Consider the following 21,629-nt stretch of genomic DNA (forward strand, 5'->3'; position numbering starts at 1 on the left):
TGGCTAATCTCTACTCATCACAGGGAAGATATGATGAAGCCGAACTTTTATATCAGCAAGGTTTAGAGTTGAGAAAACGCCTGCTGGGGGATGACCATCCATACGTGGCTACCAGTCTGAATGATCTGGCTAATCTCTACTCATCACAGGGAAGATATGATGAAGCCGAACTTTTATATCAGCAAGGTTTAGAGTTGAGAAAAAACCTGCTGGGAGATAACCATCCTGATGTGGCCACCAGTCTGAATGATCTGGCTAATTTCTACTCATCACAGGGAAGGTATGGTGAAGCCGAACCTTTATATCAGCAAGGTTTAGAGTTGAGAAAAAACCTGCTGGGAGATAACCATCCTGATGTGGCAACCAGTCTGAATGATCTGGCTAATTTCTACTCATCACAGGGAAGGTATGGTGAAGCCGAACCTTTGTTGAAGCAAGCCTTAGAGTTGAGAAAACGCCTGCTGGGAGATGACCATCCGAAAACAATCACCGTCCGTGACAATTTGCAAAGAATGCGCGAACAATGGCATCAATAGGTTTTAATACCAAGTTGCAGTCTAAGGTAGAATCTGTCATGCTGAGCAGAACCCTTCACGACCTTCGAGGGCAGGCTCCGTGAAACGGAGTGACGCGAAGCATCTGTCCAGATTCCGACGCTCGTTCCGACGCTCGTTCCTCGCTACCGCTTCGCTAACGCTATAGCTGCGCTTCACGCTTCGCTCTCCAATGACATGATAGAACGCAACTCGGTATAAGGCGCTGATATAGCAAGCGCCATAGCGGTTAGGACACATCATTTATGTAGAGACGCGCCATTCATTATGTAGAGACGCGCCATGGCGCGTCTCTACAATGGTGCTTGCGTTCATTATAACACAACAACACCTGGACAAAATATCCAACAATGTCCAAAAGTGTCCAGCTTTTTAGTTACAGTTACTTCCCCTGTACTTAGGAACCATTATTCCGTACCCAAGAACCATCGCTCCGTACCCAAAAACCATCACTCCGTACCCAAAAACTGTGACACCGTACTTACGTCCCATCACTCCGTACCCAAGAACCATTGCTCCGTACTTACGTCCCATCACTCCGTACCAAAGAACCGTGACACCGTACTTAGAAACCGTTCTATTGTATCAACGTACCGTGACACCGTAATTCTGAACCATCAATTAAAATAGACAAATCAAATTATTGTTGGGGAGAACAATTGCCAGATGAGTAGCTATATGCCCCGCTCAGATGCTGACTTCAATAATTGGCAAGGGAACTTTATTGCCACATTAACTAATCATCTCACCGATTTAGGACTCACTGCCGAAGAAATTACATCCATTACCACCGCTCAAACGACCTGGACAACGGCTTACAATCACCATATTGCCGCTCAGTCTGCTGCCGAAAGTGCCCGTCAAGACAAAGACGATAGCGGCAAACAGTATAAATCTTTATTGCGTCAATTGGTTAATCAACTTCAGGTTAATCCTCAAATGACTGATGCCATGCGCCAAGGTTTAGGCATCACCGTCTCTAAATCAACATCCAGTAGCCTGGGCGAACCCACAACTCGTCCAATTCCTCGCATCGAATCAAAAGGACGCTATCAACTAGAAATTCATTTTGTAGACGAAACAACACCCACCCGCAAAGCTAAACCCAGTGGCATAATGGGTAGCGAAATTTGGGTGAAAATTGGTGATCCGCCGCCGACTGATCCGAAGGAATTAACCTTTGTGGCGTTAGATACAGCCACTCCTTATGTGATGGAATTTAAAGGTGAAGATGTGGGAAAAATCGCTTATTTTATGTTGCGCTGGGTGAATAGAAAAGGGGAATCGGGACCTTGGAGTCAAACTGTGAGTATGATGATTCCTGGGTGATGGGGAGAGGGGGAGATTGGGTGCGTAGGGGCTTGGTAACCAAGCCCGTACATTGTTAGGGTAACCAAGCCCGTACATTGTTAGGGTAACCAAGCCCGTACATTTTCAGGGTAACCAAGCCCGTACATTTTCAGGGTAACCAAGCCCCTACATTTTTAGAGTTCCCGATAAAATCGGTAAAATGAATAATTATCTTGAAACGGATAATCATCAATAACATGATGAATAATACCGCTATCAATTAACATTTGTCCGATGCTAACCGCCTCTTGTCGAGAACCCTGAATCCGCTGCGCTAACCATTCCACAGCTTCTGCACCAATGAAGCATTGCGGATAAAGATTTCCCCGATCGCGGCGGTCTTTTATTTCTACACCATCGGCACCCCGCATCGCTGCAACTAAAGCCTCAAGTTCTGTCTCGGTTAGGGTTTTGGCTGGAGTGATTGTCTGAGAAACTGCTCCGGATATCTCAGTCGCTACAGTGAGAGAGTCTTGCGGTTGAGAAATGGGAGTATGATTAGATTGATCACCATTAGTTGGCTCAATTGATCGAGTAGAAGATGTCGATGCATCCCGATATAATAACAGATTAAATATTTCTTCAAGTTGAGGCGATCGCAGATGCAAATCCCGCTGCGGAAAGGGAATCTCAATCGTATGATGGCGCAGACATGCCTCAATCCGGTAGTTGAGATCACTTTTGACTTTAAACTGTTTCTTGGGTTCTCCAGTCCACACCAGTAAATCAAAGTCCAGGGAACTCTCACCAAAGCCCTGAAACCATACCTGAGGCGGCGGTTGCAGCAGCACTTCGGGATGATTTTTGACGGCTTCGAGTAACGCGGATTGGACTTTATCGATATCTGATCCATACGCCACACCCACAGGAATCCGTAGCCGAGAAATCGGGTTCCCATGACTCCAATTAATCACCTCAGTCTCTAAAAAGCGGGAGTTGGGTACGATAATCGTAACTTGATCCAGAGTACAAATCTCCGTACTGCGTGCACCGATGCGTTCTACGGTTCCCAGTAATTCACCCACTTTGACAAAATCACCGATTTGGATGGGGCGTTCAAAGGTAATAATAATCCCACTAATAAAGTTATTGGCAATATTCTGGACGCCAAAACCAATCCCCACACCGAGAACACTGGCAAGAATGGTTAATGATCCAACATCTAAACCCCAAATTTGTAACAGTACAATGAATCCAAGAAAGGTGAGAATATACTGGGTGAGGATAGTAATCACCTCTTGCAATCTGGGTTCAGCCCCCGTGTGGGCTAAGACGTAGGATTTAAACAACTTGGTGAGAGAACTAACCGCAAACCACAAGCCAATGGTTAAGCCCAAAAGCAATAGCAATTCTAGGGCAGAATATTTACTACTGCCTAAGCTAATCACTGGCGCATTGAGAATGCCAAAAACCTTAGCGATAAAATCGAATAACTCATAGCGCCAAATCCGACTGGCGGGAAACAAATCAGTCACATAATAAGCGATCGCGATCCATAATCCGCCCTGTAACCCCAGTCGGGCAAGGCGTACCATGAATTGAGCCGGATCTTCCCAGGCGTGAAAGGAGGATGTAGGTTGTCCCAGCCATACCCTTAAGCGATGAGACGCCCATTTTCCTAGAAACAGTAAAGCAAGATGAATCGCGATCGCAATCAGTATTGCCCCAAAGACAAAGCCTAACGCCTGACGCACATAGACCGGCGATCGCTCAAATTGCGCTTGTACTAATGCCCTCTCCAGAATATCCTGCCAAATTCGGGCTTGCCGATAAGCGGTGAATTCTGGTAGCAAATCTCCGTCTGTCACGGTTAGCAGATGGTGTGAACCGGGCTGGGAAAGAATCGTTGTCCGTCCCTCCTCCTGATTCACTTCAATGCGGACAGGGTTAGGCGATTGCACCGCTTGCGCCAACGCTTCGTTGATCTGCCGAACACGATTTTCTGCTGTAAAGTTATTATTTAAACTTCTCACCTGTAATAAAACGCGACCGTCTAGCACCACAGGCGCTTTGTCATTGCGATTCGTTGGAGAAGTCTGAGCAAAGGTGGGAACTGGGTTGAGTGTCAGCAGCAGCGTCAGTAACGCCAACAGGATAAACCGCCAACGTTTTAGAGGAAGCCGGGGGAGCAGAGGGAGCAGAGGGAGCCGGGGGAGCATCTTACTCGCTACTAATACCCAATTTAAATGCATGACAGTTTAGCACCGGATAGTAGACATTACTAATTGAATAAATTTAATGCTTCGCCCCTGCGAATGGGGATTGGGCGAAGCATTTGCGTTGGGTTCTTGGCATAAAACCGAGACATCTGGGCGCAAATGCTTCGCCCCTACGAATGCCCTGCTAGAGGGCGATGTGGGCGAAGGTTGAGGACGCGATCGCTCTAAAATAGTGCTAGCCATCGCCCAAGCCCCAAATGTGGTTAAAAGTAGAACGCCCACCCCAATCGACCAAACCACCACTTTTTGTTGGGGGATAGACTTCATCGACGGCGTAAAGCTGGATACGTTGGGACTCTGGGCGGTGGCGTTCAGGTCATTGGTGTGGAGTAATGTTGCCGTCATCTTATAAGGACCCATCCGTAGGGTATCTTTAAACGAAATGGGTTGATTGGCTTGACGCAGCGGTCGCCCATTCAGAAAGGTACCGTTAGCACTGCGTTGATCGGTAACATAGATCTGGTTATTTTCCACCGTAATCAGGACGTGAAACCGCGAGATCTCTGGGTGGGCAAGTTCCAATCGAGACACCGACTCTCCCCCCCAATACTCTGGCATCTGGTCAAATTCTCGACCGATCGCGATCGGTGCGGTGAGTAGCGATCGCTTGACTTCTCCCATTTCTGGGTCTTCCCAGGTTAATTGAATATACATAGACTTGGTAGACCTCGAACACCTGCTATAGTAATGGTTCCCGTTTTTTTATAGATATTTTGGGCGAAACCGAAACCGCAACGCCTGCTGTTACGTCAAACGCTTTGGGTATTGGATTTAACGATTCGGCAAAAAAATCTGGACAAAGGTAACTATGATTGGGTCACTATCCAAATCATATCTTTAAAAATAATTACGATAATAGGTCAAGGATTCATTTTTCCTGTAAAGAGCGGTAGGGCATGAGCTTCAATCTTTTCCGTCGATTTCAATCCACGACTACGGATCAACCCCTCGGTGGACGCTATAAAATCGAGAGTCAACTGGGAATAGGCGGATTTGGTCAAACCTTTCTGGCGCAAGACCTACATTTACCCGGTCACCCCCAATGCGTGATTAAACAGCTTAAACCCAAAACCACTGACGCCGCTAGCCTAGAAACCGCTAGACGCCTGTTTGACACCGAAGCTCAAGTCCTCTATCAACTGGGTCATCATGACCAAATCCCCCGGCTGCTAGCACATTTTGAAGAAAATCAGGAATTTTATCTAGCACAAGAATTGATTCTTGGCAATCCCCTAACCCAGGAATTCAAAAAAGGTCAGCAATGGTTAGAATCTCAAACGATAGCCCTGTTGCAGGATATTCTCCACGTTTTAGCTTATGTGCATGAGCAAAATGTGATTCATCGCGATATTAAACCCTCTAACCTGATTCGCCGCCAACAGGATGGCAAAATTGTCTTGATTGACTTTGGTGCGGTTAAACAAGTCACCACCCAATTTAGCCATCCCCAATCTGGACAAACCAATTTAACCATTTCCATTGGTACCCAAGGCTATGTTCCCAAAGAACAGTTAGGTGGACAACCCCGGTTTAGTAGTGATGTGTATGCGGTAGGTATCTTAGGGATTCAAGCCTTAACCGGGACTCATCCCAGAGTGCTTCGGGAAAATCCGGAGACGGGAGAAATCCAGTGGCGGGATTTAGCACCTCATGTTAATCTCAACTTGGCAGAGATTCTGGATCAGATGATCCGGTATGATTTCCGCGATCGCTATCAAACCGCCACGGAAGCTCTGTTCGCCCTGCAAAGTCTATCCAGCGATATCCCATCCTCCGATACGACGCAACGATTACCCGATTCCTCAGACACCACAGCATCGGTTCCGGGACAAACCTCGACCCAGATTTGGACACCAACCGATTCTCCAACCCCATCCTCATCAGACACAAGTAGCACTCAGTTACCCGAAACCTGGCGTAATTCCCAACCCTCATCAGGGAGTTCGGTTCCCACAATCGTTACACCGGGTTCAACCCCTAAACGATGGCTGAATCTTTGGTGGGTTGTGGCAATTTTAGGCGTTATCGGGGGAACTGCTGGAGTTGCGACAACGCTGCTGATTCCCCAGCTTACCAGCCAAACGACGAATCAGACTCAGGAGTTAACCTCCAAGTCTGCGAACCCGGCGACTCAACCATCGCCAGCATCATCCCCTGAACCTTCCCCCACGGATGAGACACCAACGAATCCTAGTTCAGACTCAGACTCACCCACGTCTAAAAAGACTACCCCGGATACAGCAAAACCAGGTGAACCAACCTCTCCAGCTACTTCACCGGAAACAACTCCCACCCCTTCTCCTCAAAAGTCACCGATAGTTACTCAAAATTCGGCTACCCCAAAACCAACAACGCCGACGCCAAATCCCGTGGCGCAAAAGCCGACAAAAGTTCAGCCAACACCATCCCCTGTTCCATCGGCTTCTCCTGCGCCAAAACCCCAAGTGGATACAGCAACTGCACAAACCCATTGGCAACGCTGCTATGATTTAAACACCCAGCAGCGTCCAACTGAAGCGATTCAGGCGTGCGATCGCGCCTTGGCAATTAACCCTGATTATCCGGAAGCCTTGTGGAGTAAAGGCGCGGCGTTGGATCAATTAAGAAGACACCAAGAAGCATTAAACCTCTACGAAAAAGCCACAACCCTGAAGCCAGATTTTGCCGAAGCTTGGATTAATCAAGGTGTTGCTTTGATTTTATTAGGACAATCGGAGAAAGCGATTCCGGTTCTTGATCGCGCTATTCAGCTTAAACCTAATTCTGCCAACGCCTGGATTAACAAAGCCGAAGCCTATATGGAATTGGAACGGTTTGATGACGCGATCGCGTCTTTGAAAAAGGCGCTAGAAATTCAACCCAATAACGAATATGCTGCAACCATGTTAATCGCAGCCGAAGCGAAAAAATAAACGGTTTAGCATTTAAACCTTAATGTCAACAACAGCCAAACCGTTTATCCTATATAGCGCTATAACACCAAGGGAAATAATCCAGATTTAGACTCAAGTTCCGCTTGATCTTGTACTTGCAAGAAATCGCACAGAATCTTAGTCACTAAATCCACCGCGCCGACTCTATTTTTATAGACATCTAAATGAGCGTAGGGAATGGCTTCAAAGAGTAGGCGCTGTTGGGGGAATAGCACCCGATCAAAGTGCCAATTGGGAATATCGGTGATCCGAATGATCTGAATCTGTTTGCTGGGATTTGTATAGTAGCAGAGAATTCGATTGGTGTATTCAGTTGGTAAGGAATTAATCATGGGAAGTGATACCACAAGAAACAGGATAGAGGAAATAAAGTTATCGATGCGTTAACCCACAGTCAACCTGATCGAACTGTTCAGAATAAGTGGCAAAGGGGGAAATTGCCAAAGGACAAGTCTTCCATTTTCCTTTAACGGATACGCCTAGTTGTTGACAGTAACCTCCCCAACCTTTTTGAGGTTGATAGTGACCACAATGGCGACAGATTGATATTGAATAGTTGATGGTTTCCATGACATTACTTTATTAAACTGAGGTGATCAAAAAAGGTCTGCACGGATCAAAAAGGTGGTTTTAAACAGGATTCAAACAAAGTCGGATTGACAACTAATTGATTGAGCCAATAGCATGATCTGACAAATGGCAACTCATTCCCTCCTGAATATACGATTCCAGTTTTAAACGCATCTCCAAAGAATAATAAGCCAAGGTTTGCTTCTGAGGATGGTGTTGGTTGGATTGAACAGCTTGAACTTGAGGATCATTGGATAACTTGCACAAAACGTAGAACAATAAATCCTGGCGTAAGTTAGGATAGTCAAATAAAAGTTGGCAAAACTTTTCAGGATAAGTGTCTAAGGCATTGTCAATTTCTTCTTGAATGACCTTAAACAGGCTGTTTTTGAGGTCTACATTATTAGACATGGTTCTATTTACAAATCGATTAAGCTAGTTGGATTGAGGAATTATTACCATAGTTTATGGCAACTCAGTAAGGATAATTACTGAATCCATGAAAATATTGTTGGGGAAATAACTGAGTAGGTTTGGGGAAATCAAGTTAACTAGATTGAGTTTCGTGAAAACGCCTCAAACCTTTACAAAATACGAAAGACGTAGCTTGCGTCTCAAGGGCAGCGAGTTCCCCACCGTTAACTGTAATTGTTCCCGCCAACTTTAGGTTTGCTCAATTGTCAAGCTGGCTCATCGTCGCAAATAGTTAAATTTTTGGGATGAAATTGTTTGATGGTTACGCTCATGAGTTTGGCGCTTTCTTCAAGGATATCTTGTTGATAACCGTGCTGGGATGATTCAGCGTCTTGAACGGTATCAAAGGGACCAAAGTAGTAAATGCACCAGGGATGATCGGTAATGATTTCTAGCCAATAAGCTAATCCCAGTTTGGACAATATTTCTAAAGATATTTCTTTTTTTAAGTTCATTTCATGATCATCTCCTTCAATGCTATCGGACGGCTGTTGTAAGTACCTTGGCTTTCCCAGATACCCCAGATTTCCCTTACCCTAAAACTTATTCAGCAGCCCCTACTTGAGCGGTTTCGGTGACAAAATCCTCGATCATCTCGTGTAAGGCTTGAGTCATTTGCTGCACCGAGTCTTGAATCATCTGGAGATATTCTAACTGTTGAGCGTGGCTCAGGTGTTGTTGGGAGTCTTCCAGAAGTTTTAGGAAAATCTTGATCAGGAGCATTTGTTCTTCCAGCTCCTGGGATATTTTATAGGTAAACCCATACGTTAAGCGACTCATTTGGGCTTGGGGTGAGTCAGAAGAGCTTACCTGTTGTAAGATTTGCATTTTAGGAAAACCTACCTTATCACTTTTCAAATATTGAAAACTCGTGTTTTTTATATCTTATTTACAGACTACACGATCCCAATATTTAGTCAAGAGATTGTTATAGGTTGGTTTTTTAGTTTGTATGATTTAAATAAAAAATGTTTGCGTTCATTATGTTTGTGTGTTTTTTAAAAGTAGTTTTATTTTTTGAATACTACACTATACAACAAACACCTTATGTCAATCTAAAATGTGAGTCTATTGACCCTAATTTATAGGATAATAGACTCACAAAGTGTTAAGATTTGTTGTGAATATGTATTAGTTGGTATGATTTTGGGTGTTTTTTATCTATTACCTCAATATGTAGGGCAAAATGAGATCATCGCATTGAGGTTCATCGAGTACCAATTCAGTCATGCCAGTTAAGCCAGTTTAGGAGAACCCAATTTGATGTTGAGATGCACTTTGTCGCGTCCATTCAACATCAATAAAGAAATTATTGTATAAGTGCGTTACAGTTTTTTCAGAACCTCCCCAACAGGATGCCATCGCTGAATCGGTAGTTAAACAAGGGTGGAGGTGTGATATGGGTAAACGATCCCTTTCAGCAAATGCACAGGGCATTGTCCAAGCCAAAGAAGCGATGGCGCGGAAACAGTGGACTCATCAGGTACTGGCGAAAAAGGTTGGTGTTAAGACTCGCCTATCCATCAGTAAATTTTTCGCAGGTCATCCTGTTGAGCGACGGATTTTCATAGAGATTTGCGTGCAACTGGATTTATCCTGGCAAAAGTTGGCGATTCAGGTTCTGGACGAGAGGCTACTCCAACCCATCAATCCTGCGGAGAACCAGCCTGTTGACATCAACACCTTAGTGACGACTATTCGTTCCTGCTACCAGGATAAACTTGAGACTCAATCGAGTACTGTGCCGTTATGGGATTTGCCTAAACCGATTTCCTTAAAGGATATCTATATTGATGTGGAGGTTTGGCAGGATATCCCCAACCGACGCTGGCTTGACTTGGGGGATTGGCAACGACATTTTCAGGTGAATTGGGATAGGGGTTATGGACTGAATCCGGATGGAACCGCTCTGGAACGAGTGTTGGCAATGGCGGTATTGACAAGACAGAGGCACCTAATGATATGGGGGAAAACGGGAACGGGTAAAACCACATTTTTGCAGTATCTGACGACTCAGTGTCATCAAGGTCGATTTGCCCCGGATCAGGTGTCCATTTATATTGAATTAAGGGCGTTGGTGGAAGATGGCAATAGGCTGAGTTTACTGGATTATATCTGCCAAGAGCTTAGCGATTGTGGGGTTTCTAGGGAAACAGTGAAAACCTTACTCCAGGAGGGGAAACTCCTCATTTTGCTCGATGGCTGGGATGAGGTAGCCCCCTCTCGGCGTTTTTCCCTGTTCAACAAACTGCGATGGTTCTGTCAGCGCTACTATAATAATCGATTTGTGATCACCTGTCGGACTGGGGCTGAGTTGTATCGGTTTGGCAGATTTACGGAGGTGGAACTTGCCGATTGGACACCCACTCAAATCCGTGAGTTTTCCCAGAAGTACTTTGTGGCGGTGGCGGGTGCGAATTGGGAGAAGGGGTTAGGGAAAGCGGCTGAGTTTATTACCCAACTCGACTATCCAGAAAACCGGGCGATTAAGGACATGGCGAAAACGCCTCTATTACTCAGTTTCATCTGTCATGTCTTCCACTCCCAATCCCGTTTTCCTCGCCAACAGGCTAGACTGGTTCACGAAGGATTGGAGATTCTGCTGCACAAATGGGATTATTCCAAAGGAGTTGAGCGAGATTCCCTTGAGCAACCGTTGTCTGTGGTGAATCGGTGGCAATTGTTGGATCAAGTGGCTTCAGTGACGTTGACTCAACAGAAGTATTGTTTTAGCCAATCTCAGGTAGAACATTATATTGGTGAGTATCTGCAAACCCTGCCGGATTATCAAGACGTTAATCCTGTCAGCTTACAGATACAGAGTCAAGGGATTGTGAAAGCCATTGAATGTGATCATGGAGTATGGGTGGAGCGATCGCGGCGACTTTATTCCTTTGCGAATTTAAGTGTTCAGCAATACCTCACCGCTAGGGAGTTTACCACAAAACTGGCTCAGCACCCGGAGGCGATCGCGGAATTAGTCACCCACCTCACTGAACAATCTTGGCGGCAGGTTTTTCCATTCACCGCCGCCCTCTTGCGCCACCCGGAACGATTAATCCAGGGAATAAAGCAAAGGGTGGATCAGGTATTAATATCGGATCAACGATTAGTGCAGTTCCTTAACTGGATAGACCATCGCTCCAAATCTAGCCCATTATCCCACAAGCCAGCCGCCGTGCGTGGCTTTAATTTTGCCCTGGCTGTAATTTTGGATCAAGCGTTAGCCCAGACACTCAATTCCTATCTGCTTGATCAACCCCTAGAACCGTCACCGTTACAGCAATTACCCTCCTGCTTGTCTTTAGCCCAAACGTTAGACGCCAACTTTACAGTACTGGAAGCCTTAGCGTTTAAGGCGGAGGATTATTTGCCCCCGGCGTCTTTGCCTGTGCCGTTATACCGGGCGTTAATCCTGAATGCCACCTTGAAGTATAGTCTCGCATTTAACCTAGCGGTTGATCCTGAGCATCTGAGTCAATTAGCGCGATCGCTAAAAACTTTACTCCATCCGGTGTTTCAGTTTCAATCTAATGGGAAGATGTTGAACTCGTGGTGGTTTAATCATCGTCACTCTTGGATAGAACAACTTCGCTTTTTCCTAGGACAACATGAACATGGGGAACATGATTGGCAGTTTAGCAGCAGCCAGAGGCAATCGCTGTGGGATTATTATGACGCCAATCAATTATTGGTGGATTGTCTAACCATCGCTGATGATCTCAATACTCAAGTGCAGCAACACATTGAGGACGAGTTATTTGTGTATCGGGAATAAGTTATTTGTCATTGTTAATCGCAGCCGAGGCGAAAAAATGAAAACTCTATTCTATTATTTGTCTATTTAGCGACACAAACCGAACCTTGAACAATCCGATCCGTGGGTTACACGGGCTTTTACAGTTAATCCTTTAAATCCAGGAACAACAAAACGTAAATGGTGTTGTAATTCATCGAATAGTGGGCGGTGTTCAGTCAGGAAATAGTGCAAGACTGAACTAAGATTTCCCCCATCTTCCCGCAGGACAGGTTCTTGCTCAATCGGCACAGATTTGCTAATGCATTTAAATATTATAAGAGTTGATCGGAATTTTGGGTATCCAAGCCAAGGCACTGGTAGTCGCTTTTGCTTCAGATAAACAGAGCGATCGCGCAATTGGATAAACTAGATCTACTTGTATATAGACACCAGCATTGATTAGAGTACCTGCAAGTCTGGGCAAGATACCAACCTGCCTGAAAACTAGCACTATCTGGTGGCAAGTCTATCAAGACAATTGGATAATAGTTTTAGTCCATTGTAAGGGACAGTAGCTTTGTGACAGAACTTTGAAATCCTTATCTGGTAGTGGGGCTTACTGACAAAGGTAAAATATCTCCGTTAAAATGATTGAAATAATCGCCTAATAATCCCTACTCTAGCCCAGATATAAATGATTAACCTAAAAGAGGAAGACCGGAGACAATTAATTGCACTCCTCAAAGACATTCCCGAACTCAGTAACGAGCGATCGCGTCGGCAATTCTTGGCGGAGGCGGGTTTGACTCCATTTGTGTCAATGCTGAATCTGTGCTGAAGCTATCCTCCAGCGTTGCTATATTCTTGAAGAGGCATTGGGCGATCAATATAGTCTCAGAATAACACTCAATAGTCTAGGCTTGGTATTCCAAAAACAAGGACGGTTTGATGAAGCCATCCAAGCTTTCCAACGTCAGATTGAGATCAGCCAAACTTTCAATGACCAAAAATCATTGGTAATTGGACTCAATTGCTTAGGTAGAGTATTCCAACAGCAAGGACGGTTTGATGAAGCTATCGAAGCTTTCCAACGTCAGATTAAGATCAGCCAAACTCTCAATGACCAAAAATCCTTGGCAATTGGACTTAACTGCTTAGGTGGAGTATTCCAACAGCAAGGACGGTTTGATGAAGCCATCCAAGCTTTCCAACGTTGGATTGAGATCAGTAAAACTCTCGATGATCAACGCTCATTGGCAATAGGATTCAACTGCTTGGGTAGAGTATTCCAACAGCAAGGACGGCTTGATGAAGCTATCCAAGCTTTCCAACAGGTAGTTGAAATCAGCCAAACTCTCAATGACCAACGCCAAATCGCAATTGGATCTAATTGCTTGAACGAAGTACTTCAGCAGCTAGGGCGAGTTTAGCCGTTTAATTTGGGTATTTACCGATAACCTCAAAGGCAAAACCCGCCCTTCCTCATCTATCTGATACTGTCCCTCTCCTGAAATCTTGCCACACAAATAATAAATCCCACGTTACCGTGAGGTGGGCAAACGTCACAAACGATAACATCAGCATTTTCAAGTTGATAACGTTTGCCCACCCTACAGGATAAAAGCTACTAACTTCAGCAATAACCAGCGATAATGAACAGAGCGATCGCGTATTTGGATAAACTAGATCTAGTTGTACATAGACACCAGCATGGGTCGGAGTATCTCTATGTCTTTGCAAGAGATCAAAGAACAGGTTAACCAATTATCTGTAATCGATCGCCTCGCCCTGATCAGTGCGATCATTCAATCCCTGGAAGATAGCAGCCTACAGGAAAACTGGTACTATCTGGTAGCACGTCCCCATCCGTGGCGACGCCAACTTTACATAAAAGGACGCAAACTCCTGGCTTCAACAGTTTGGCAAGATAAGATTGTCAATGAAATGACGCTAGAACAAGCCGCAGAAAATTGGGATTTGCCTCTAGCTGCAATCTATGAAGTGATCCATTACTGCGAAAGTCATCGGGATCTGATCAAGCTAGAAGCCGATGAGGAACGGTATCGTTTAGAAGAAAAAGGAGTTTCACTTGAGCCTACGACTACTCCTTGATGAAGATTCTCAAGCAAAATACTTGGTCAATTTACTTCAAAAAGTCGGTCATAATGTGCTGAGTGTGAATGAAGCAGATTTGATGGGTCAAGCGGATCTAAGGGTACTCAACTATGCTAGACAACAAAGGCGAGTGTTACTAACCCGTAACTGCGATGACTTTCAGGAACTTCATCAAGCTAATCCCGTGCATCCCGGTATCTTGGCAGTATTCCAAAATCCTGATATTGCCAAAAATATGAGTTATCAAGCCATTGTTCAGGCGATCGCGAACCTTGAACAAGCAGGCTATACTTTGGAAAATCAATTCATTGTTCTCAATCAATGGAACTACTGAATGGCTAAACCGAGAAAAATCCTGGCGATCGCAGATGAAAAAATTAACTCCAAGTTTAGAGTTTGTAGTCAGCGATGCCAGCGCTGATGGTACTAAAGTACCAACTACGAACCCAGTTTGATAACCTGCTTCTCACCGAGGACTTGGGTTCAGGGCTTCAGTTCATGACGCAAACGAACATAATAGTATAGTTAGCTCTATCACTGTCGCTCATCCCCAGTCACCATCGTGTCCCAGGTTGTTCTCGAAAACGTCTACAAAAGCTTTCCTAGTCGCAAGGAGGGGTCAACTGTCGCGCCTGTGACGACAGAACCCTTGCTCACACCTAGCGATGAAGCGCCACTGGTAGCCGTTGATTCATCCCCTCCCTCATCGGGAACCGCGAATGTTTTACGGCGAATTAATCTGAGAGTCCATGATGGCGAGTTTATGGTATTGGTGGGTCCTTCGGGTTGTGGCAAAAGTACCCTGCTGCGGGTAATTGCGGGATTAGAGGAATTAACCGGCGGGAAAATTTGGGTGGGCGATCGCATGGTGAATGATTTGCCCCCAAAAGCCCGCAATATCGCCATGGTGTTTCAAAATTATGCCCTTTATCCGCACCTGAATGTCTATGATAATATTGCCTTTGGCTTACGGCGGACAACCCTGGGATTAGCCTACGAAAAGCCTACCACCGAGATGCCGCTTTGGGTCGAAAATGCCTTAATTGGGATGACGCGATCGCTCCCTAAAGGATGGCGTTATTTCTGCGATCGCGAACGGGCGATTGATGACCAAGTTCACTATGTCGCCAAACTCCTGCAAATTGAACCTCTGCTGAATCGACTCCCCAAACAGCTATCTGGGGGACAAAAGCAACGAGTCGCCTTAGGGCGCGCGATCGCCCGGAATCCCCAAGTTTTCCTCATGGATGAACCCCTCTCCAATCTCGACGCCAAACTCCGAGCCCAAACCCGCAGTCAAATTGTGCGCTTACAACGACAATTAGGCACCACCACCCTCTATGTTACTCACGATCAAACCGAAGCCATGACCATGGGCGATCGCATCGCAGTAATGAATCAGGGGGAAATTCAGCAAATCGCCCCTCCCCTAGAACTCTATAATCACCCCGCTAATCAGTTTGTCGCCGAATTTATCGGTTCACCCCCGATGAACTTTATTCCCGTTCAAATTAAAGCCCCCCTACTGATTCAGCATCGCCAATTTCGGCTCACGCTTCCAGATGTTTGGCAACCCTTTCTGCAAGAGTATGATGGACGTTCTTTAATCCTGGGAATTCGTCCCGAACATTTAACCGTAAGTGTTCCCGCCCCCAAAAACTTATCGGTAAACGTTGAACAAGTCGAAGCCTTGGGAAATGATACCTATTTATTAGCTAAACTAGATCGAAAAACTAGGTTACAAGCCAGAATTCCCGCTGATAATCTCGTCAAAGTTGGCGATCAACTGTGGTTATCCATTAACGCCGATAAAGTTCATTTTTTTGACGATAAAACGGGTAAAGCCATTCGGTCTAAGTAGCTGATTTTCACGGTATGTGGCGCAACGTGAGTGTAGAGACGTGCCATGACACCTCTGTAGGGGCGGGTTTCACTATTATCTTTTCGGTTGCACCCATATTCTTTTAAGGAGAGGTCATTATCCATTGTTCATTATCCATTGTCAATTTGTGAAGAATCATGAACACGATTCAAACGCAGCCGAAAATATTGACAATACAAATCGCACCGGGGACTCACTTCATTCCCTTGCAGATTCACCAATCCCATACTGTGCAACTTAAATCCTTGCATCGGTTCTAATTGTATGGGATAATCAGCCGTAACTACTTTCTTTAAGGCAGTAGCTAATTCAGGATGTTGGGATAAATTCCACATAAGTCGCCGCAAATGATCGCCATACAATCCAGCATCAGTTGGTGCTGTAGCCAACAGTTGAGCTAAAGTAATCTCTTGACGTGCGATCGCGTACAGCGCCAATCTTACTAAATAGGGATGACCCCCAACCATTGCCATTAATTGTTCCACCTGATTGGATTCCCAAGCTAATCCGTGACGTTGGGCTAAATCTTGGACTTGTTCGGCTGCAAATTCCGGTAAATCAATCGGTAATCCTACATTAAACGGAGACTGATTAATATCCATGGGAATATAGGCTTCCGTCGAATGCACCACGACTAATCGCAGTTTACGCCATATTTCCCGATTTTTCGCCTCTTCATGCCACGATCGCAATAAGCCAAAAAAATCAGCCGTGAGTTCAGGATAATGAAACACCCGATCCACTTCATCTAACCCTAACACCAAGGGTGTCGCAATCGTTGCTAATAAATACCGCTCAAAATAGGACTTACAACTCACCTTACTCCCAAAGGTTTTACTCCAATACTTATCCAAGCGATCGGGTAATTGCAGTTCTAGAGTAATCACTGCACAAAACCACTGCAAGAAACGATCTAAATCACTAAAAACACTACTATCCGCTAATTGAAAACTTAACGGAACTGTGGCATAATTAAGCTGAGTTCCCCGATGTAAAATACGTGCCATTAACGAAGTTTTACCCATTTGTCGCGGCGCTTTAATCCGGATTAAGGAACCCGGTTTAGCTACCGCTTCATAGCAGCGCTTTTCAACACCAGGGCGTTCCACATAAAACGCCGAGGCTAATTCGACTTGTCCTCGGGGTAATTCTGGTTCAGCGACGGGTTGAGGGGGATGATTGGGGGTTAGGGAATAGGGACTGGAAAACGTCGAGGATGTTTGATCGCCCTGTGTCGTGACGGTTGGTTGATCACTACAGAGCCAATCCTGGACTGAGTTTAACACAACAGGCGTATCCTCATGCGATCGCCACTCCTGCTGGGACACTCCTTTGAGATAACCGCGTAAGTCATGGTTGAGTAATGTCCAAGGGCAATTAATCCGAATGGCTAAAATAGCAGGTTTCCCCTCTGGATGTTGATCCCGCCGCCGTTTTACCCACTGCACCTCTTCCGTCATCATCTCACTAGACGCGGCTAGAGGGGACAATAAAAACACCACGCGATCGCAACGGTTTAATTCGGTATAAATTTGCTGCAATCCCTGGGTTGCCATGCGGCGACTAGCATTGGCAATGAAAACTTGACACCCTTGGGCAGTTAACGCCGTTTCTAATTGCGTAGCAAGGCTTTTATCGGGGTCATTTCCACAATGATAACTCAGGATAACCTGAGGCTGATTCGTCGCCGCCAGAGTATCCCCTGGGATTAAATGGGGTAAATTGTGAGCAATGGCAGTAATTAACTTAGAACGGTGAGATGATCCTTTATCTTCGTCATTGTTTAGGGCAAATATCTGACATATATTCTGGATATGTTTCCGCACTGTTCCTTGAGAGATACAGAGTTCCGCCGCAATTTCTCCATCATTCTTTCCGGCGACAAATTGCTGTAAAACTTCCTTTTGTCGCGGTGTGAGTTTGGTAAATGCGTTGGTGAACTCTTGCTGATCCATTATCCTGAGAAACAGTCATAAATAAATTGTAACGGCAGAATTATAACTCCTCACCCTTGAGGCTTTTCTTTTGTTGAACGTAGCTCTGAAAATCAGCGAGGGTCAATTCATCCAACCACTGGTGTCGCTCGACCGTGTAATCTCCATAGCCGACTTCCAATTGTTGCAGGAAGCGGAGCATTCCTACCACCCCTAAAGAGTCAACTAAAGCTTGATATCCTTGTTTTCTCAATTCAGCTAATTTCATTACTATCCTCCTGTAAAGTTGCCATCAACCAAATCACGGGATTTTCTACCGTTACGTTGATTGAATCTCTATAGTGTTGAGCTTTTCGCAGCAGCCTGTCATCGGTAGTCAGAAAAACATTAGCGCCCCCCGCTTCAGCAAAAGCCAGATGTAAGGCATCATAGAACTTAAAACCCAGTTCCATCAAGGTGGTGGCTCTCAAATCTTCTCACCCGCCCTTATTCATAAGTAGTCAGACAGTAGTCAGACAAAATTAAAGTTAACGGTTGAGATTAGGTAACTCTTAACAGGGAACAGTAAAGATTTGAGACTCCTTAGCATTTCTTAGTACAGTGTACAGAATTTATGTCCAGTTACTTAATTGTAGTTGTCTTTGTCGGCAGAGGACGGAGGAACAAAAGATTCCTCAAAGTCCCCCTTAAAAAGGGGGAGCTCTTATTTAGTCAGGGTTTTAACCTTAACTTGACACCAATGCCCGCCCCATCTTCCAGAGGCGCCATGACTCGTCTGGAACCTTTTAGCATTAAGACGGCAAATCTGTACTCCCCATCAAATAGCGATCGCACTCACGGGCAGCACCTCGACCTTCGTTGAATGCCCAAACCACCAAACTCTGACCTCGGCGACAGTCACCGGCGGCAAAGACACCGGGAATACTGGTGGCATACTTCCCATAATCGGCTTTTACATTACTCCGGGCGTCGCGTTCTAAGCCCAAGGCATCCAGCAGAGGTTGTTCGGGTCCGAGGAACCCCATCGCTAAGAGGACAAGCTGGGCGGGAATCACCTTTTCTGTACCTGGAACCGGACTGGGAATAAATCGACCTTGGTCGTTTTTCTGCCACTCGATTGTTACCGTATGCACCGCTTTCACATGTCCTTCCTCATCCCCCTCAAACTTGGTGGCGGTGGTGAGATAGAAACGGGGATCAGCGCCAAACTTTGCCGCCGCTTCTTCCTGCCCGTAATCCAGGCGATAAATCTTGGGCCACTCGGGCCAGGGGTTGTCGGAGGCGCGTTCTAGGGGCGGCTGGGGCATGATTTCCAGTTGCGCTAGACTCTTACACCCATGACGCAGGGAAGTACCAACGCAGTCGGTTCCCGTGTCACCCCCGCCGATAATCACCACATCTTTGCCTTGCGCTGAGATAAAGTTGCCGTTTTTGCTGTTATCTAAAAGCGCTTTGGTATTGGCGGTGAGGAAATCCATGGCGAAGTGGATACCCTTTAACTCCCGTCCTTCGATGGGTAAGTCCCGTGGCTTGGTTGCGCCTGTACAAAGGACTACGGCGTCAAATTCTTTGAGTAGATTCTCGGTGGGGAAGTCTTTACCTACCTCGGTGTTGCAGATAAACTTCACCCCTTCTTGTTCGAGTTGGTCAAGGCGACGCTGGACGACTTGCTTTTTGTCCAGTTTCATGTTAGGGATGCCATACATGAGTAAGCCGCCGGGACGATCTTCCCGTTCAAATACGGTGATCCAATGACCAGCTTTATTGAGTTGGGCAGCCGCACAGAGTCCAGCCGGTCCAGAACCGATGATCGCGACTTTTTTCCCGGTGCGCTTGGTTGGGGGTTCGGGCTCGACCCAACCTTCGTCCCAGCCTTTGTCAATAATCGAACATTCGATATTTTTTATGGTCACGGGTGGGTTATGGATACCCAGGACACAAGACCCCTCACAGGGTGCTGGACAGACACGACCGGTGAATTCGGGGAAGTTGTTGGTTTTGTGTAGGCGATCGAGTGCTTCGCGCCATCGACCTCGATAAATTAGGTCGTTCCACTCTGGGATCAGGTTGTTGATTGGGCAACCGCTTGCCATGCCCTTGATCAGGGTTCCGGTATGGCAAAAGGGTGTGCCGCAGTCCATACACCGCGCCGCTTGAGTTTGGAGTTTTTCCTCCGGCATGGGCAGATGGAACTCGTCCCAGTTGCCAATGCGACTGTCGGGTTGCAGTTCTGAGGGTAATTCGCGCAGATATTCGATAAAGCCAGTTGGTTTTCCCATAGTGATGTCTCAAGTTTAGAGTAGGGTATAGTTGTGGCTAAGGTGTCATTCGGTAAATTGGCGATGGTGATGAAGTCCCTAGACTATTTTGGCGGCAAATCCTCACCAATCAGTTGTTGACGGTGGCTTGTGACCAACTAAGCGGATGGAAGACTGTCTAGAGACGTTAAAAGCAACATCTGTACCAAGTCAAAAGTCAAAATCAGAGATATTTTGTAGTCTTTGTTACGGTTTGTCAATCATTTTGGCGTTTAAATGCCAGGTTGAGTTTAATAAAAGGTTAGATTGGCTGCGGTTCAGTGGCTAGGATTCATTCAGGTTTAGGTTCTCATTGAATACGGCTAGAGATAGGATACAAAATAATTGCTTCTAGGGTTTCATATTTTCACATTTTTTTATAAAGTAACCCCCGTTTCGTTGGTGTCGGAAGTCTATATATTTTTTTAACGCTCCAGGGATGCGGAGGTTTACGCTCCAGGGACACAGAGGGGTTAAGGGTTTTGGACGAAAAGTTTATAGAGTTTGGAAACAACTGGAAATGATGTCAGCTTTAGCTAAATGTTGGCAAAGATGAACTGTTGTTTAAATAATAGAGATTAAAGGGCTGGTTTAGTGGGTTGTTTGGGTTGGGTTTTCCTTTGTTTAACTGCTGGACAGCTAATTTTTGTTGTTGGGAAAGTTTCCCTCTGTGCAACTTGAAAAGTTTCCACGGGGTTTTGCAGAAATTGTCAGTGTGCTCAGGGAGTCTTCGCGATCGCACTCCCTCCTCAAAAAGCCTGTAACTCTTGCTGGCGGCTGACTCCTCACATTATTCAGGCGGGTTAAGTTGAGGAATTGTCCCTGATGGACGCTTACATAAAGAAAACTTTTTAATTTAAGCTTTCTGATTTAATTTTCCAAAGATAAGCGGACTTGGGGCTTGATTGATGAAGTCGCTGGCAAAGCCTAATTTGACGTTGGGTTTGGGGTGTAGTATGCTTTATAAAGTTTTGTGTTTTAGGATAATTTGGGTTATTGTGAGCATTTTTATGGCAAAAACGCTTTAAAGCCTTAATAAGGCGTTATTTATTCTCTCTAGCGTTGCCAAAACTTAAATAATACAAGCATACCCCAACGACCCAATTTTCAGGACTTGTTCAGGGGCTGATTTGACAAAAAAGCAGTTTTATGATTTGGGTATCAATCAGGGAAGGATTACGCCGTCACGACTGATACCAAGTTGCAGTTAAAAGGGAGTAAGTATAACAAAGGACATAAGACGAATAACTTATAGAAGCGCCGTAAAACCCACGTCTTTTAAGCGTGGGATATGAGGCGGGTCATCGGAGGGACGTAGATGACCAAATTACAAAGGTGTTCTTAAACGAGCTATCAAGCTTCTGATCAACTCAGATTTGCTCATTCCCCGCCTGGTAGCCTCTTCCTTTAGTTGTTGCATTTCATACTTAGTTAATCTGATATCTAGTCTTTCTGTTTTCATCGGTACACACAATTGACCACACTTCTACTATAATGGAAAAAGCACATTGAGAGGTCGATTCAATGCTAGTTCTTGAATACAAAATCAAAGCAAAGCCGCA

General features: G+C 45.4%; 23 protein-coding genes. 9 read left to right on the forward strand and 14 right to left on the reverse strand.

All coding sequences use genetic code 11. The features are described from left to right. Positions 1-536, forward strand: a 536-nt coding sequence (locus ACLGGO_RS29350; RefSeq protein ID WP_446421962.1) for a tetratricopeptide repeat protein, incomplete at its 5' end; no start/stop codon positions are given. 684 nt (positions 537-1,220) lie between these two features. Then, on the forward strand, positions 1,221-1,883 hold the full coding sequence (locus ACLGGO_RS29355; RefSeq protein ID WP_446421963.1) for a hypothetical protein: 663 nt from the start codon (positions 1,221-1,223) through the stop codon (positions 1,881-1,883). Between the two features lie 155 nt (positions 1,884-2,038). Here ACLGGO_RS29355 and ACLGGO_RS29360 read toward each other — a convergent pair whose 3' ends face one another. Together ACLGGO_RS29360 and ACLGGO_RS29365 are read right to left on the reverse strand one after the other, a co-directional pair. Beyond that, positions 2,039-4,096, reverse strand: a complete 2,058-nt coding sequence (locus tag ACLGGO_RS29360) for a mechanosensitive ion channel domain-containing protein (RefSeq protein WP_446421964.1) — start codon at positions 4,094-4,096, stop codon at positions 2,039-2,041. A 6-nt stretch (positions 4,097-4,102) separates the two neighbouring features. Further along, positions 4,103-4,777: an FHA domain-containing protein gene (locus tag ACLGGO_RS29365; protein ID WP_446338514.1), complete on the reverse strand. Its 675-nt coding sequence runs from the start codon at positions 4,775-4,777 to the stop codon at positions 4,103-4,105. Positions 4,778-5,019: 242 nt separating this feature from the next. On the opposite strand from ACLGGO_RS29365, the gene ACLGGO_RS29370 reads away from it, so the two are divergent. Further along, positions 5,020-7,035 carry a protein kinase domain-containing protein gene (locus tag ACLGGO_RS29370; protein WP_446421965.1) on the forward strand — a complete coding sequence of 672 codons (2,016 nt, stop codon included), beginning with the start codon at positions 5,020-5,022 and terminating at the stop codon, positions 7,033-7,035. A 59-nt stretch (positions 7,036-7,094) separates the two neighbouring features. Here the strand turns inward: ACLGGO_RS29370 and ACLGGO_RS29375 are convergent, their stop codons facing one another. The 5 genes from ACLGGO_RS29375 to ACLGGO_RS29395 form a co-directional block, all read right to left on the reverse strand. After that, a complete protein-coding gene (locus ACLGGO_RS29375; RefSeq protein ID WP_446338516.1) occupies positions 7,095-7,388 on the reverse strand; it encodes a DUF1830 domain-containing protein in 294 nt (97 codons plus the stop codon). A 40-nt stretch (positions 7,389-7,428) separates the two neighbouring features. Further along, complete coding sequence (locus tag ACLGGO_RS29380; protein ID WP_446421966.1) at positions 7,429-7,626, reverse strand: hypothetical protein; 198 nt, start codon at positions 7,624-7,626, stop codon at positions 7,429-7,431. A gap of 93 nt (positions 7,627-7,719) precedes the next feature. Further along, complete coding sequence (locus ACLGGO_RS29385) at positions 7,720-8,037, reverse strand: hypothetical protein (protein WP_446421967.1); 318 nt, start codon at positions 8,035-8,037, stop codon at positions 7,720-7,722. Positions 8,038-8,306: 269 nt separating this feature from the next. After that, positions 8,307-8,555, reverse strand: a complete 249-nt coding sequence (locus ACLGGO_RS29390) for a DUF1816 domain-containing protein (RefSeq protein ID WP_446338519.1) — start codon at positions 8,553-8,555, stop codon at positions 8,307-8,309. Positions 8,556-8,643: 88 nt separating this feature from the next. After that, positions 8,644-8,928 (reverse strand): hypothetical protein, encoded by a 285-nt coding sequence (locus tag ACLGGO_RS29395; RefSeq protein WP_446338520.1) that lies wholly within the window; start codon positions 8,926-8,928, stop codon positions 8,644-8,646. Between the two features lie 571 nt (positions 8,929-9,499). Between ACLGGO_RS29395 and ACLGGO_RS29400 the strand changes: the two genes are divergently transcribed. Beyond that, the gene (locus ACLGGO_RS29400; RefSeq protein ID WP_446421968.1) at positions 9,500-11,878 is read left to right on the forward strand and encodes an NACHT domain-containing protein; all 2,379 of its coding nucleotides are present in this window, start codon (positions 9,500-9,502) and stop codon (positions 11,876-11,878) included. Positions 11,879-11,944: 66 nt separating this feature from the next. On the opposite strand, the gene ACLGGO_RS29405 is transcribed toward ACLGGO_RS29400, so the two are convergent. Continuing rightward, on the reverse strand, positions 11,945-12,148 hold the full coding sequence (locus ACLGGO_RS29405) for a hypothetical protein (RefSeq protein ID WP_446421969.1): 204 nt from the start codon (positions 12,146-12,148) through the stop codon (positions 11,945-11,947). A 385-nt stretch (positions 12,149-12,533) separates the two neighbouring features. On the opposite strand from ACLGGO_RS29405, the gene ACLGGO_RS29410 reads away from it, so the two are divergent. The 5 genes from ACLGGO_RS29410 to ACLGGO_RS29430 all read left to right on the forward strand — a co-directional run bounded on the left by ACLGGO_RS29410 (position 12,534) and on the right by ACLGGO_RS29430 (position 15,815). Next, on the forward strand, positions 12,534-12,677 hold the full coding sequence (locus ACLGGO_RS29410; RefSeq protein ID WP_446421970.1) for a hypothetical protein: 144 nt from the start codon (positions 12,534-12,536) through the stop codon (positions 12,675-12,677). Positions 12,678-12,714: 37 nt separating this feature from the next. Next, the gene (locus ACLGGO_RS29415) at positions 12,715-13,269 is read left to right on the forward strand and encodes a tetratricopeptide repeat protein (RefSeq protein ID WP_446421971.1); all 555 of its coding nucleotides are present in this window, start codon (positions 12,715-12,717) and stop codon (positions 13,267-13,269) included. Between the two features lie 298 nt (positions 13,270-13,567). Further along, positions 13,568-13,951: a hypothetical protein gene (locus ACLGGO_RS29420; RefSeq protein ID WP_446335776.1), complete on the forward strand. Its 384-nt coding sequence runs from the start codon at positions 13,568-13,570 to the stop codon at positions 13,949-13,951. Continuing rightward, positions 13,929-14,288, forward strand: a complete 360-nt coding sequence (locus ACLGGO_RS29425) for a DUF5615 family PIN-like protein (protein WP_446335777.1) — start codon at positions 13,929-13,931, stop codon at positions 14,286-14,288. Before ACLGGO_RS29420 ends, ACLGGO_RS29425 begins: the two co-directional genes overlap by 23 nt. Positions 14,289-14,516: 228 nt before the next feature. Beyond that, positions 14,517-15,815, forward strand: a complete 1,299-nt coding sequence (locus tag ACLGGO_RS29430) for an ABC transporter ATP-binding protein (RefSeq protein WP_446421972.1) — start codon at positions 14,517-14,519, stop codon at positions 15,813-15,815. Here ACLGGO_RS29430 and ACLGGO_RS29435 read toward each other — a convergent pair. From ACLGGO_RS29435 to ACLGGO_RS29460, 6 genes are all read right to left on the reverse strand, one after another. Beyond that, positions 15,770-15,940: a hypothetical protein gene (locus tag ACLGGO_RS29435; protein WP_446421973.1), complete on the reverse strand. Its 171-nt coding sequence runs from the start codon at positions 15,938-15,940 to the stop codon at positions 15,770-15,772. The genes ACLGGO_RS29430 and ACLGGO_RS29435 overlap by 46 nt on opposite strands. A gap of 6 nt (positions 15,941-15,946) precedes the next feature. Continuing rightward, a complete protein-coding gene (locus tag ACLGGO_RS29440; RefSeq protein ID WP_446421974.1) occupies positions 15,947-17,791 on the reverse strand; it encodes an AAA-like domain-containing protein in 1,845 nt (614 codons plus the stop codon). A 40-nt stretch (positions 17,792-17,831) separates the two neighbouring features. After that, a complete protein-coding gene (locus ACLGGO_RS29445) occupies positions 17,832-18,038 on the reverse strand; it encodes a hypothetical protein (RefSeq protein WP_446371174.1) in 207 nt (68 codons plus the stop codon). Further along, positions 18,025-18,240: a hypothetical protein gene (locus ACLGGO_RS29450; RefSeq protein ID WP_446421975.1), complete on the reverse strand. Its 216-nt coding sequence runs from the start codon at positions 18,238-18,240 to the stop codon at positions 18,025-18,027. The genes ACLGGO_RS29445 and ACLGGO_RS29450 overlap by 14 nt, the downstream gene beginning before the upstream one ends. A gap of 321 nt (positions 18,241-18,561) precedes the next feature. Next, positions 18,562-20,049, reverse strand: coding sequence for a glutamate synthase small subunit (gene gltD, locus ACLGGO_RS29455; RefSeq protein WP_446339423.1), 1,488 nt, complete (start codon positions 20,047-20,049; stop codon positions 18,562-18,564). Positions 20,050-21,394: 1,345 nt separating this feature from the next. Next, on the reverse strand, positions 21,395-21,529 hold the full coding sequence (locus ACLGGO_RS29460; RefSeq protein WP_446421976.1) for a plasmid mobilization protein: 135 nt from the start codon (positions 21,527-21,529) through the stop codon (positions 21,395-21,397). Positions 21,530-21,629: the final 100 nt, after the last annotated feature.

The organism is Coleofasciculus sp., assembly GCF_046565525.1.
Taxonomy (GTDB): domain Bacteria; phylum Cyanobacteriota; class Cyanobacteriia; order Cyanobacteriales; family Coleofasciculaceae; genus Coleofasciculus.